The following is a 12,388-nucleotide window of genomic DNA, read 5'->3' as shown; positions in this document are numbered from 1 at the left end:
ATAAGTTATTGACCCGTATAAAGTTTTCCATTGGCTTTGTCGGCATCAACTTTGGTTTGCAGGAAGTTGTAAAGCGAATTAAAGTAGTTGGCCTGAGCCTGACGAAACGAATTCTCGGCATCTAATACTTCAATATTTGAGCCAACACCTTCCTGATATTTAATCTTTGTTACGCGGGCCACTTCCTGGGCCAGCCCAACATTACGTTTCTGAGTGCGTAGCGTTTGCAAACTATTGCCCAGCGTAATAGTCGACTGTCGAATTTGCAGGTCAATCGTATTTTTTAACAACTGGCTGTTATTCTGCGTTTTCTGTAGCGTAAATCGTTTCTGCTGTGCCTGATATTTCTTCTGAAAACCATCGAAGATGGGCACCGATAAGTTCAGGCCAACCGATCCGGAACTAAACCAGGGTGAAGAAATTAAATCGCTAAATTTATTCCGTCCCGTGTTATACCCATAGTTGCCAAAAGCAGTAAGACGTGGGTAATATAGTTTGGCTATATTTTGCACATCCAGATCGGCTAATTGAATCTGCGATTGCAGAGTTGAGAACTCAATTCTCTGTGTGTAATCAAACTCAGCAGCAGCCTGTGCGGTGGTGCGCTCAACAGCATCGAGATCAATATCCTGAATCTGCTCAGTCAGCGTAATGTTGTCGTTTATACCAAGCCCCATCTGAAATTTGAGCAGATAGTAGCTCAACTCAACCAGATTTTTAACGTTCTGCCGCTCAGCTTGCAAGTTATTGACCTGTACTTCAAGCCGAGTTACATCAATCTTTTCGGAGAAACCCTGTTTGTTTAATTCTTGCGTAGTATGCCACAACGTATCAACTCTGGCAATATTCAGATCCAGCAATTTAATCTGCTGCTCGTTTACCAGTACTCCATAATACGCTTTGGCGACTTGTTCGGCTACCGTAATTTTGGATGCCAGTATATTTTTCTGAGCCAGTTGCCGATAGGTCTCAGCCGCCCGCAAACCCAACCGGTAAGATGCATCGAACAAGAGCTGGTTAAGACTACCAGTCATGTTGCCCGAATAGTTTACGCCAAATTGCACAGGAACAGGAGGAGCCGTTTCAGATGCTTTGGGATCGAAGAATATTGCCGGTAGAAATACCTTTTGAATAATCAGATTGTCTACTACCTGACCAGCTACGCTTATCTGTGGCAGCGCAACTCCTTTTAATTCCTGAATACGTGCTTCAGAACTTAAGGCATCCAGCCCTGAGTTTTTAATGTTAATGTTATTCTCGATGGCAAATTTAATCGCTTCATTTAATGAAAAATCCTGCCGGTTTTGAGCCAGTATTGGACTTGCACTACTTAGCAACGTAAGCAGCCAAATCGCTACTATCTTTCTTGTATTCCTTAACTTCATGGTTGTACTGTTTAACATACTGGTTGTAAATGGTGAAGCCCTTTTCGGTGAGCATACCGCGCACGAAATGATGTATCAGTTCGGACTGAATATCGTGCATAGAGTACTGATCGGTTGGAAAGATGTCGTTGTCGAAGGCTAGCTCTATTTGTTCAACCCGTAGTCGGGCTAAAATGGTTGGATTTATGTCGGAACGATATAGACCTTGAGAAATACCTTTTTGGATATTTTCAAGAATAGAATGCATAATATGTTCCTCTTTATACTGACGAAATAGCGCAAATGCCTGTGGATAATAGCGTTTTACATCAATCAACAGATTAGGGCTGATATGGTCGGCCTGTTTCTGCATCATAGATAGCACCTGTAGAATCTCTTCAACTGGATTATCCTTTTCAACGTGCATACAGGCCATTTCAGATTGATTCTTGCCCATTTTGTCTAGGATAACCTGGTACAGAATCTGTTCTTTGTCCGCAAAATGTTGATAGATCGTCTTCTTTGAAATACCAAGTTGTTTAGCGATATCTTCCATAGTCACAGATCGAACTCCATATTTCCAGAATAACCGTTCAGTCTCCGCTAAAATCCTCTCCTTCATTATAAAATAGAACTTTAGGAGGATGAACTTAGGAAACTCAAATATAGTTCTTAGTTTCCTCTATATTTTTACACTAAATGATGAACGGCCTAAAAGGCGGAGTAAAACCAGCAGAAAGCCCGACGAACCTGTGAGATGCCGGGCTTCTTATTGAAGAAAAGACTACTTTCAGCCGTGCGATGAACTAGTTACCACGGCTAAAGGGGGGTGCTTACAACCTTGCTTTTCTGGTTTGCAAATGGCAATGACAGGTTTACAGAAATCAATTGAAAGGGCGTTGATTCTAACTAAGGAGCCGAGTAGTTTTTACCGGCATCATCCAGTACAAGTACCCAGTCCTGTCCATAACCAACTGATGGGGGCGTAAATTTCTGTTGACCTTTATTAGCGATGATACCGTTGTCTTTAGCTTCGCCAGTTCGAGGATTTAGCCAGATTGTTTTTAATCGTTGACCTGAAACTTTACCCAAGTTAACGGTAAAGGGTTTCCCTACTGACGTATAGACGAAGGCATACGAGTTGCCTCGTGTCGCCTGAATTCGCTCAGCTGGTACGTAATTATTCTCAACGATCAGCGATTGATCAGGAACACGGTCTAGTAGAGGTCTCGACTCCATTAGCCGACGAACAAACTTCATTTGGTTGGCGGCAGGAAGCTCAAGCGCGATTTCCCAATTTTTGTTAGCCCCATTCACGCTCTCCCGTTTAGGACCATACATCTGCCAAACATCGTGGCAACCATAGGTGTGGCCGTGTGCGCCGGCAAACAAATCGAGGTAAGCGTACATTCTCACATCGTAAGCATTCGAAATACCGAGGTCTTTAGCATTGAAGCAAACCGGGTGATCTTCGTAAATCGGTTCAGCATCCATCGTCGGCTTGGTAGGCGTTCGATTGTAGCTGACGGTGATCTTATCATAAATAGGTGTATCACGGCAGTGGCCATTCTGGTGCATGTTGAAATCTAACCAGGCATCCTGATGAAACCACTTGGACGAGCCACCATCCTTTATCGAATTCGGCTGCGGGTGGAACGTCATCAACGCTTTAGCAGCACTGCCTACGCCTGCTTCAATCCCTTCGGCCATCGCCCGCCAGATAGCCACATCTTGTGAAGCGTCGCGAGGGGTCCGGTCTCCGCCCAAAATCCAGATAATATTTTGCCGGTCTTTATACCGATTACCAAGCCATCGTCCATACGTGCGGGCATTTTGCGGATTAAAAATTTCCGGTCCCATTCCCCATGTATCCTTGAAAACTTTATCTCCCCAGGTTGGCAGAAAACCAATGACCAACCCGTTTTCAGCGGCTTTATCAACGATATAATCTACATGTTTAAAATAAGCGTCGTTAGGCGTGGTCGGATCGTTATTTAGCAGTGGCTTGTCACCATTGGCGTTTGGCGTATTCAGACCATCAAATTCTGCCAGCGCAACGGCCTGAATAACAGTAAAACCCTGTTCGGCCCGGCGTTTGAGATAGTGGTCGGCTTCTTCGCGGGTCAAGCGATGAAATAGCTCCCAGGCTGTGTCGCCCATATAAAAGAATGGCGTTCCATTCTGATGCACCAGATACCGTTGATTATCGGACACTTTCAGAGGACCACTCACAAAGGGCTTTTGGGCAAATGACGTTACTGTTCCAACGAGAAATACGATCAGGCTAAGGACTTTTTTCATATAGAATGAAGTCGCTTACAACCGTAATCTAATCATTACCAATATCAAAAAACTGCACATCGGCTTTTACATTATGGAGCAAATCGCGGGTTCGCTCCGGGCGGGCATCCGTAATAAAAAGCTGACCAAACGCGCCCTGATCCATACGCTGAATAAGTTTACCGATTCGGCGGTCGTCCAACTTATCGAAAATATCGTCTAGCAGTAAAATTGGTTTTATACCTTTTTCGGCCTGTAACTGATCGAACTGGGCTAGTTTCAGCGCAATCACAAATGTTTTTTGTTGCCCTTGCGAACCGAATTTTTTTAACGGCACCGGATCGCTGGACCGCGACTCACCGAACTGATCTATGCCGGAACGACCCTCAATCATAAAAGAGTAGTCATCTTTATGAATACCCATCGTTGTTCGTTGCAGCACGGTATCGCGCCGACGAAAGTGGCGGAACTCATCGGCAAAGGCCGGATTGCTCACCTCCGACTCATAAACAATGTTCACGACCTCACGTTCGTCGCTCAAGTACGCGTAGTGAGTTCGAAAACTGGGAAGAAATTCTAAAATAAACTGTTGCCTGCGGTCATGAATCTTTTGGCCAAGATCGAGCAAAGGCTCGTCGTAGGTATCCAGCATGTCATTGTCAACTTGATTTCGCTCGGCAAAAAGCTTAAGTAGACTGTTGCGCTGTTTCAACACCTGCTGATACAGTAGATAATCGCGTAGGTAATTGGGGTCTAGTTGAGAGAGTACGCCATCAAAAAAGTGCCGTCGATCTTCGCTATGTTCACGAACAAGGTCAGTGTCGTTTGGAGCCACCAACACGACCGGAAACCGGCCAATGTGTTCACTAATACGCTCATACGGCTTTTTATCAGCCATCAGCACTTTTCGTTGGTTCCGTTGCAGACTAATGGTAATTTGTACCTTACGGTCGTCATGTTCCTCAAAAATACCATCGATGATAAAATAGTCAGCATCGTGCAAAATGCTCAGGGCATCTTGGGTATGAAACGCACTTTTGCTCAAAGACAGAAAATAAACCGCGTCCAAAAGATTTGTTTTACCGCTACCGTTTGGTCCCACAATTACGTTTACCTGCTGCCCAAATACATAGCGGGCATCTTCATAATTCTTAAAATTGGTCAGGCTAAGCTTTTCCAGGTACATAGATGTAGCGTGTAACGCGATAATGCGTAATTTCGCGGGAGTTAATTACTCGTCTAGTTTATATACTAAATGAGCAATTGATATTGCCAACAAAGATATGGCCGGTTTGTTAGGTAAACAGACCCCATACCTGATTGGCACCGTTGTACCAGGCCGCTTGCAGCAGCCCGTCGCAACGGTGGCCCGGCAGCGATTGTTGATTTTATCGAACTTCATTCCTCATGGCAAGCGTCAAAGAGAAAACCAAACAAAACGGCAAGGCTCCAGAAGCCGCGAAAACGCAACATCCGAAAGAGCGGTATATGTATTGGTATGAATCCATGCAGTTGCAGCGGAAGTTTGAAGAAAAAGCCGGGCAACTTTATGGTCAACAGAAAATTCGTGGATTCTGCCATCTATATATAGGTCAGGAAGCCTGCTCGTCAGGATCCTATTCGGCCTTGACTAAAGATGATAAGTGGATTACGGCTTACCGCGATCACGGTATCCCGCTCGCGCTCGGATCTGATCCAAAAGCCATTATGGCAGAGTTGTTTGCGAAACAAACTGGCTCGTCAAAAGGAAAGGGCGGTTCGATGCACATTTTTGATAAGTCGGTTAATTTCGTAGGTGGTCACGGTATTGTTGGCGCGCAAATTCCAATGGGAGCGGGCATCGCCTTTTCTGAGAAATACAACAAGACCGGTAACCTTTGCATCACGTTTATGGGCGATGGCGCTGTGCGGCAAGGTGCTTTGCACGAAGCTTTCAACATGGCCATGCTTTGGAAACTGCCCGTCATCTTCGTCGTGGAGAACAATGGTTATGCGATGGGAACATCTGTAGCTCGTACCTCGAATGTTACGGATCTATATACCCTCGCTGAAGCCTACGATATGCCTTCTGAGCCAGTCGATGCAATGAGTGTTGAAGCCGTGTATGAGTCCGTTAGCCGTGCCGCCGAACGCGCCCGCGCTGGCGAAGGCCCTACTTTCCTGGAGTTCCGTACATATCGCTATCGGGGTCACTCTATGTCTGACCCTCAGAAATATCGTAAAAAGGAAGAAGTTGAAGAATACAAAATGCGTGACCCTATCGAGCAGGTGAAAGACAGCATTTTGAAACAAGGCATAGCCTCAGAAGAAGACCTAGCGGCTATTGACTTAAGGATTAAGGGCATCGTGGACGAGGCTGTTAAATTTGCCGAAGACTCTCCGTACCCTGGTCCGGAAGAAGCTTATAGGGATGTTTACATGCAGGAAGATTATCCGTTCTTGATGGAATAAATACATTCCCGTAGATTATAATATGATAAGCGTCCAGGCTACATTGTCTGGATGCTTTTTTTATGGAACATTTTCCTTACATTTAATGTATATACATTAAATGTAATAACACGAAAAACCTTTTTCTCATTTATACCCTTTAATTCGTATGGAAACTCTCATAAACGGCTTACATCACGTCACGACATTGGCAGGTGATACACAACGGAACGTTGATTATTACACTGATATTCTCGGTCTTCGGTTAGTTAAAAAGACGGTGAATTTTGATGCGCCAGATGTGTATCACCTTTACTACGGTAACGAAACGGGTTCGCCCGGTACGATTCTGACGTTCTTTCCATACGGTAATATTACCCGTGGTCGGAAGGGTGTTGGGCAACTAACGTACACCGCTTTTTCAGCTCCTACAGCATCTCTCAGTTTTTGGATGGACCGCCTGCACGAACGTAACATTCCGTATGCCGGGCCGTACAAACGCTTTTCGGAAACGTATGTACGATTCGAAGATTTCGATGGCATGGGTATTGAACTTGTATTTACAGACGATGATCAACGGCCTGGCTGGAACAATGGTCGGATTCCGGCAGAGTTTGCCATTCGAGGTTTCCACACCGTTACGCTAAATGAACTGAACCCCGACCGAACCATCAAACTTTTAACTGAAACGTTACAGCACACGCTGGTAGGGGAGGAGGAAGGCCGCTTCCGGTTTAAAGCTGGTCTGGGTGGTCCCGGCAATTACGTAGATGTGTTGCATTCTCCCAAAGATGTACATGCCTTGCAAGGTGGTGGTTCGGTTCACCATGTTGCCTTCTCTACAGATTCGGACGATACTCAATTGATAATTCAACAACAACTATCTGAAGCGGGCTATCACGTAACGCCCGTACAGGATCGTAATTATTTTAACAGCATTTACTTCCGCGAGCCCGGCGGTATTTTATTTGAGGTGGCAACTAATCCTCCGGGATTTGCCGTCGATGAGTTGGTTACGGAGTTAGGTACAGCCTTAAAACTCCCATCGCAGTACGAATCGCGCCGGGCGAAGATCGAAGCTGAATTGCCAGAAATAAGTGTAAAATAAATTAATCGCATCAGACCGCCGTAGTGAAAGCACTCAGGGTACGGAGAAGGTTTTCATACAACTCTACCCATTTTGTCCTGAGTACTTCGCTTCGACGGCCCGGTGGGACTAGCGAAAATTTATTGATTCTTAAGCAATGATTCATAATCCAAATAACATTCGCACTGCCGGAAAGCCACTTGACCAAGCCACTAAAGTTATGATTATGGTTCATGGCCGGGGTGGTTCAGCGAGAGATATTTTATCGTTATCGAACCATATTCAGGATAAGGACTTTGCCTTTATTGCGCCCGAAGCACAGAACAATACCTGGTATCCATATTCTTTTTTGCGACCAATGGAGGAAAATGAGCCGTACTTATCGTCGGCTCTGGAAGTGATGGCAAGTCTGCGCGCCCGGTTGCAGGCGGACTACAATTTTAAATTACCCCAAATTTACTGGCTTGGTTTCTCCCAGGGAGCTTGCCTTATGCTGGAATTTCTGGCCCGTAACGCAACAGAATACGGAGGTGTTTTTGGCTTGAGTGGTGGGTTGATCGGACCAGCCGAAACACCCCGCGCCTACGAAGGTTCGTTTGGTAACACACCCATTTTTTTGGGATGTAGTGATCACGACTCGCATGTCCCAAAAGAGCGCGTCTTAGAATCAGAAAGCGTATTTCGGAAGTTAGGCGCTAAAGTCACCACAAAATTGTATCCAAATTTTCCGCACTCAATTAACGAAGATGAATTAAACGTTGTTAATTTGCTAATAGCTGGAGACCAACCACCTCTGGCTATTATTTAACAATGATGCCTATGAGCCAATATATGGTTGAATTTGATCTTCCAGCTGTGATGGATGAAGGGTTTGAAAACCGGATTCCTGCCCAACGGCTCAAGGTGGAGGAATTAATGGAGAAGGGATTCTTACTGTCTTATTCGCTTTCGATGGATCGTCATAAGCTCTGGTGCATCTTCAAAGCCGACTCAGAACTGGAAGTAATGGAATCAATTTCGGAATTTCCGCTCATCAAATACATGACACCAATGATTACCGAGTTAATGTTTCACAACATGGTTGCGGCCCGAATTCCTCTCTTTTCACTAAATTAATCTAAAAAAAGCCCTCCCGAACCGAGGGCTTTTTTGTGGGCAAAAATTGTACTTTTGCACGTACCCTATACCCAAATATGCATATGTAACCAGGGTTTAACTGGTTACATACGATTACAACTGTTTGATTATCAGTTCCACGTGGAAACTTCATAGCAGTAGCATAAGCACCGTTTATTTGTAAATATCACATGACACCAAACATTCTTATTAGCCAGTCAGAGAGCGATTTAGAAAAGCGTTTTGCTACTGACTTCATCGCTCATATTGACGGACAGAAGATCCTGACACTTCGCCAGTTTTACGAAGAGATTGCTGACTTGCTTGAAATTCCCGATTTCGGTTTTACTCTCGACGCGCTCAACGATTCGCTCAACGATCTGCAATGGCTGGAAGATGAGCGAATTATTCTCTATTTCACGAACACAAATGAGCTTATCAGTAAAGAGCGTGACCCGGCTAAAGTAGGCAGTTTATTGAACATTTTAGATGCTACCGCCGAGGATTGGAAATGGATTGATGAGGACGAATCACTCGGCAAAAAAGAGATTATTGTCGTGTTTGAAGATAGCCCGCGCATTCGAAAAATGCTGGACAAAGAACGTATAGATTATGCCCTACTTTCGGAATTGAAATAAGCAGTTAACGCAACAAATTTTCAAAACCTTCTGTTACCCTAGTGTGCCGCCGGAACGCCCTTCCAGCGGCTTTTCGTGTTTGACATACAACCTGACTTTAGCTTGAAACCTAATGAATTAGTCGGTCTCTATACCGACGATAATTATATAAAATTACTGACCGAGCCGTTTAGCCGAAAACTATCCAGTGAACCGCAGCGATTGCAGATTAAAGGATTGGCTGGTAGTCTGGACGCGGTCCTGGCTTCATCTATTTTTAAATCGGTTGGCGGGAATCACCTGTACATTATGACCGACCGCGATGAAGCAGCTTACTTCTTCAACGATCTACAAAACCTGCTCAGCCGGGAGGTATTGTTGTTTCCAATGTCGTATAAGAAGCCATATCTGTACGAAGAAGTTGAGAATGCCAATGTTCTGATGCGAGCCGAAGTGCTAAACAAATTAAACCCGGCTCCCAAAGATGGCTTGTTGATGGTGACGTATCCAGAGGCTCTCTCGGAGAAAGTTATCAATAAGCGATCATTGCAGGCAAACACGTTGACCATTCGGTTAGGGGAAAAGCTGGACACTCATTTCGTATCGGAATTGCTCCAGACGTATGAGTTTGAAAAGACGGATTTTGTCTACGAAGCTGGCCAGTTTTCGGTACGCGGGGGAATTATTGACGTGTTTTCATTTGCCAGTGAGTTCCCTTTTCGAATTGATTTGTTCGATGATGAAGTTGAGAGCATTCGCAAATTCAATCCCGAATCGCAGCTTTCAACCGACTCCGTCGATTTTATCAACATAATCCCCAACATTCAGACCAAGCTTATACAGGAAAGCCGTGAACCGTTTTTCGATTTCCTTCCCGAAGCCACCACTATTTGGGCTAAAGATGTTGAGTTTACGCTCGAAATAGTCGAAAAATGCTACGAGAAGGCCGAACAAAGCTTTGCGTCCGTACTCGCCACGAGTGGTGGCATTCAGGTTGTGTCAGATCCAAACGCGCTTTTTGAAACTCGCCGGACGTTCTTGAATGAGCTAAAACGATTCCGCACGGTTGAGTTTGGTCGTAAATTTTATTTCAAAACCGACGGACGTCAACAATACAGCTCCAAGCCACAACCGTCGTTTAACAAAGATTTTAAGCGACTCATCGATACGCTGGGCGAAAATCAGGCAAAAGGATATACCAATATTATTGCGGGTGAATCCTTTAAACAACTTGACCGTCTACGAGCCATCTTCGAAGAACTTGATCCCTTCGTCAAGTTTCAACCGATGAATATTGGGCTGCGCGAAGGGTTCATGGACGATGCGTTGAAAATCGCCTGCTTCACCGATCACCAGATTTTCGACCGATATTATAAGTACCGCGTTCAGGATAAGTTTTCGAAGTCAAAAGCATTAACGCTGCGGGAGTTAAAAACACTCCAACCGGGCGATTATGTAACGCACGTTGACTATGGCATCGGTCGATTTGCCGGTTTGGAGAAAGTTGATCATGCCGGTAATCAGCAGGAAGCTATCCGGCTTATCTACCGCGACAATGATATTTTGCTGGTCAGTATTCACAGTTTACACAAGATTTCGAAGTATAGTGGTAGAGAGGGCGGGCCGCCAACGATGAGTAAACTTGGCTCGCAGGAGTGGGAGCAGAAAAAATCCCGTATCAGGAAACAGGTAAAAGACATTGCCCGCGAGTTAATTGCCCTTTACGCCAAACGTAGAACCGCACCAGGTTTTGCCTACAGCCGCGATAGTTTTCTGCAAACCGAACTCGAATCGTCATTTATTTACGAAGACACACCCGACCAGGCCAAAGCCACCAACGATGTAAAAGACGATATGGAACGGCCACACCCAATGGACCGACTCGTTTGTGGTGATGTGGGATTTGGTAAAACTGAAATTGCTATCCGAGCTGCTTTTAAGGCCGTAACCGATAATAAACAGGTTGCTGTACTTGTCCCGACAACTATTCTGGCAATGCAGCATTTTAAGACATTTACTGATCGCATGGCCGATTTCCCGGTTAAAATCGACTATATCAATCGGTTTCGGTCGGCGGCTCAGGTGAAGGAAACACTCAGAGGGGTAGCATCGGGCGAAATTGGCATCCTGATTGGCACGCACCGAATTGTCAATAAAGACATTAAATTCAAAGATTTGGGTCTACTGGTTATTGATGAAGAGCAAAAATTCGGCGTAAAAACGAAAGATCGCCTGAAGGAAATGCGTGTCGAAGTGGATGTACTCACGCTCACAGCTACGCCTATCCCTCGTACACTCCACTTTTCGCTTATGGGTGCGCGTGATTTGTCGGTTATTGCAACGCCCCCGCCCAACCGTCAGCCAGTTACCACGGAAGTGCACCCGTTCAACGAAGCAACGATACGCGATGCTGTTAGTGCCGAAATCCGTCGCGGTGGACAAGTATTTTTTGTTCACAACCGCATCAACGACATAGAATCTATTGGCAACTTGATTATGCGTTTAGTACCGGAAGCCCGCATTGGCGTGGCACATGGACAGATGGAAGGCGACCGGCTGGAGCGGATGATGACCCGCTTTATCGAGGGAGACTACGATGTGCTAATCTCCACTAATATTATTGAATCGGGTCTGGACATTCCCAATGCCAACACGATTCTTATTAACAACGCTCATTATTTCGGATTGTCAGATTTGCATCAGATGCGCGGTAGGGTAGGCAGATCAAATCGAAAAGCGTTCTGTTATTTACTAACGCCACCTCCCTCGGTGCTAACGGCTGATGCTCGTAAACGACTCCAGACTCTCGAAGATTTTTCTGACCTTGGAGAGGGTTTCAAGATCGCCATGCGTGATCTTGACATTCGGGGTGCAGGGAATTTACTAGGTGCTGAACAAAGTGGCTTCGTCAATGATCTCGGCTTTGAGATGTACCATAAAGTGCTGGACGAAGCCGTTCAGGAACTTCGTGAGAGTGAATTTAAAGACCTGTTTGAGACCAAACCCGGCGATCTGAAACTAACACTCCCCGACACGGTTATCGAAACTGATTTACAGGTAGTTATTCCCGAACGGTACGTATCGAATATTTCGGAACGACTAGCGTTATATACTCGTCTGGACAGTCTCCAGAATAATGAAGAGGTGCAGGCCTTTCGGCAAGAAGTACTCGACCGCTTCGGACCAATGCCGGAAGAGGTAGGAAATCTTATCAAAATGGTTAACGTTCGCTGGAAAGCTGAGCGGTTATACCTTGAAAAACTGACGCTTAAGAATAATATCCTCAAAGGGTACTTCGTTTCTAACGGGAATGATGACTTCTTCAAGTCTGATCAATTTGGCAAGGTAATTGAATACATAAAGCGAAACCCGACCAAATGCTCGTTGAAAGAATCGAAAGGACGACCTATTTTTACGCATTCGGACGTTTTTTCGGTCGAGCAATTAGACGAAATAATGGGCACGTTGACAAATTAATCACGATTTTTGCACCT

Annotated in this window: 10 protein-coding genes; 6 read left to right on the top strand and 4 right to left on the bottom strand. The window is 45.2% G+C overall.

The window, feature by feature from the left end:
• Positions 1-5 precede the first annotated feature (5 nt).
• The 4 genes from ACFS25_RS00095 to recF all read right to left on the bottom strand — a co-directional run bounded on the left by ACFS25_RS00095 (position 6) and on the right by recF (position 4,830).
• A complete protein-coding gene (locus ACFS25_RS00095; protein ID WP_381496324.1) occupies positions 6-1,385 on the bottom strand; it encodes a TolC family protein in 1,380 nt (459 codons plus the stop codon).
• Positions 1,327-1,986, bottom strand: coding sequence for a TetR/AcrR family transcriptional regulator (locus ACFS25_RS00090; RefSeq protein WP_381496322.1), 660 nt, complete (start codon positions 1,984-1,986; stop codon positions 1,327-1,329). Before ACFS25_RS00090 ends, ACFS25_RS00095 begins: the two co-directional genes overlap by 59 nt.
• Before the next feature lie 287 nt (positions 1,987-2,273).
• Positions 2,274-3,665 carry a glycoside hydrolase family 140 protein gene (locus tag ACFS25_RS00085; protein ID WP_381496320.1) on the bottom strand — a complete coding sequence of 464 codons (1,392 nt, stop codon included), beginning with the start codon at positions 3,663-3,665 and terminating at the stop codon, positions 2,274-2,276.
• Positions 3,666-3,693: 28 nt separating this feature from the next.
• Positions 3,694-4,830: a DNA replication/repair protein RecF gene (gene recF, locus ACFS25_RS00080; RefSeq protein ID WP_381496318.1), complete on the bottom strand. Its 1,137-nt coding sequence runs from the start codon at positions 4,828-4,830 to the stop codon at positions 3,694-3,696.
• A gap of 221 nt (positions 4,831-5,051) precedes the next feature.
• Here recF and pdhA point away from each other — a divergent pair, with 221 nt between their 5' ends.
• The 6 genes from pdhA (at position 5,052) to mfd (ending at position 12,371) form a co-directional block, all read left to right on the top strand.
• Complete coding sequence (gene pdhA / locus ACFS25_RS00075) at positions 5,052-6,095, top strand: pyruvate dehydrogenase (acetyl-transferring) E1 component subunit alpha (RefSeq protein WP_381496316.1); 1,044 nt, start codon at positions 5,052-5,054, stop codon at positions 6,093-6,095.
• Positions 6,096-6,243: 148 nt separating this feature from the next.
• Complete coding sequence (locus ACFS25_RS00070; protein WP_381496314.1) at positions 6,244-7,182, top strand: ring-cleaving dioxygenase; 939 nt, start codon at positions 6,244-6,246, stop codon at positions 7,180-7,182.
• Between the two features lie 136 nt (positions 7,183-7,318).
• Positions 7,319-7,969: an alpha/beta hydrolase gene (locus ACFS25_RS00065; protein WP_381496311.1), complete on the top strand. Its 651-nt coding sequence runs from the start codon at positions 7,319-7,321 to the stop codon at positions 7,967-7,969.
• 11 nt (positions 7,970-7,980) lie between these two features.
• Positions 7,981-8,277: a muconolactone Delta-isomerase family protein gene (locus ACFS25_RS00060; RefSeq protein ID WP_381496309.1), complete on the top strand. Its 297-nt coding sequence runs from the start codon at positions 7,981-7,983 to the stop codon at positions 8,275-8,277.
• Between the two features lie 191 nt (positions 8,278-8,468).
• Positions 8,469-8,915, top strand: coding sequence for a barstar family protein (locus tag ACFS25_RS00055; RefSeq protein ID WP_381496307.1), 447 nt, complete (start codon positions 8,469-8,471; stop codon positions 8,913-8,915).
• A 102-nt stretch (positions 8,916-9,017) separates the two neighbouring features.
• Positions 9,018-12,371 carry a transcription-repair coupling factor gene (gene mfd / locus ACFS25_RS00050; protein ID WP_381496305.1) on the top strand — a complete coding sequence of 1,118 codons (3,354 nt, stop codon included), beginning with the start codon at positions 9,018-9,020 and terminating at the stop codon, positions 12,369-12,371.
• Positions 12,372-12,388 lie beyond the last annotated feature (17 nt).

The sequence above is a fragment of the Spirosoma flavum genome (assembly GCF_042686045.1).
In the GTDB taxonomy this organism is placed as follows: domain Bacteria; phylum Bacteroidota; class Bacteroidia; order Cytophagales; family Spirosomataceae; genus Spirosoma; species Spirosoma flavum.
The sequence above is the reverse complement of the archived record's forward strand: the minus strand, read 5'-3'. Positions and strand labels throughout refer to the sequence as shown.

Coding starts and splice junctions, on each gene's coding strand:
- ACFS25_RS00095 (WP_381496324.1), bottom strand. CDS start 1,385: ATGAAGTTAAGGAATACAAGAAAGATAGTAGCGATTTGGCTGCTTACG.
- ACFS25_RS00090 (WP_381496322.1), bottom strand. CDS start 1,986: ATGAAGGAGAGGATTTTAGCGGAGACTGAACGGTTATTCTGGAAATAT.
- ACFS25_RS00085 (WP_381496320.1), bottom strand. CDS start 3,665: ATGAAAAAAGTCCTTAGCCTGATCGTATTTCTCGTTGGAACAGTAACG.
- recF (WP_381496318.1), bottom strand. CDS start 4,830: ATGTACCTGGAAAAGCTTAGCCTGACCAATTTTAAGAATTATGAAGAT.
- pdhA (WP_381496316.1), top strand. CDS start 5,052: ATGGCAAGCGTCAAAGAGAAAACCAAACAAAACGGCAAGGCTCCAGAA.
- ACFS25_RS00070 (WP_381496314.1), top strand. CDS start 6,244: ATGGAAACTCTCATAAACGGCTTACATCACGTCACGACATTGGCAGGT.
- ACFS25_RS00065 (WP_381496311.1), top strand. CDS start 7,319: ATGATTCATAATCCAAATAACATTCGCACTGCCGGAAAGCCACTTGAC.
- ACFS25_RS00060 (WP_381496309.1), top strand. CDS start 7,981: ATGAGCCAATATATGGTTGAATTTGATCTTCCAGCTGTGATGGATGAA.
- ACFS25_RS00055 (WP_381496307.1), top strand. CDS start 8,469: ATGACACCAAACATTCTTATTAGCCAGTCAGAGAGCGATTTAGAAAAG.